The sequence below is a fragment of the Streptomyces sp. AC627_RSS907 genome, assembly GCF_019049165.1.
Map to the genome: position 1 here is coordinate 1 of NZ_JAGMUE010000880.1, position 676 is coordinate 676.

A 676-nucleotide genomic window follows, 5' to 3' on the forward strand; every position below is an offset into this window, starting at 1 on the left:
GGTACGTCTGCTGCGCGTCGCCGATCCCGCGGCGGACGGTGACCTGGCCGTTCTGGTCCACCTCGCACGGGTTGTTCATCGTGCAGCGCTGGCCGGACTCGTTGATGGTGTTGTTGACGGCCACGACCTTGCCGCTGGCGGTGTCGATGACCGGCGAGCCGGAGGTGCCGCCGATGACGTTGCAGGGCGAGGTGTAGCGAACCGAGTCCTTCCAGGTGTAGGGCCCCTCCCGCAACTGGTTGACGAAGCCGTTGGCGTTGCAGGTGTAGGTGCGCTTCCAGTAGCCGGAGACCACCTTGATGCCGGCGCCGGAGGTGGGCCGCTCAGCGGACAGGGCCAGCGCGTTGACGTTGTAGCGCTGCTTGATCTGCGCGTACGTCGCGTTGACCTGGTAGAGCGCGGCGTCCGTGTCGGTCATCGTGCCGTACGCGAGCTTGGTGGCCCGCACCGTGCCCGCGTTGCCCGCGTTGGCGTTCAGCAGCGTGAAGCTCCGGCTGGACGGCTGGTCCACGAGCACCTGGCCGGCGCCCGGCATGCCGCCCTCCAGACAGTGGCCGTTGGTCAGCACCAGGGCGGGGTCCTGGTCGGTGGAGTTGGGCAACTTCACGATCGAGCCCGAGCAGTTGCTCAGCGCCACCGTGCCCTCGTACGTCACGGCGTTGACCTGGGGCGAGGT

General features: G+C 68.2%; 1 protein-coding gene. It reads right to left on the reverse strand.

All coding sequences use genetic code 11. The features are described from left to right. Positions 1 to 676: serine protease (locus tag KUM32_RS39185; RefSeq protein ID WP_217146529.1), on the reverse strand; the 676-nt coding region annotated here is incomplete at both ends.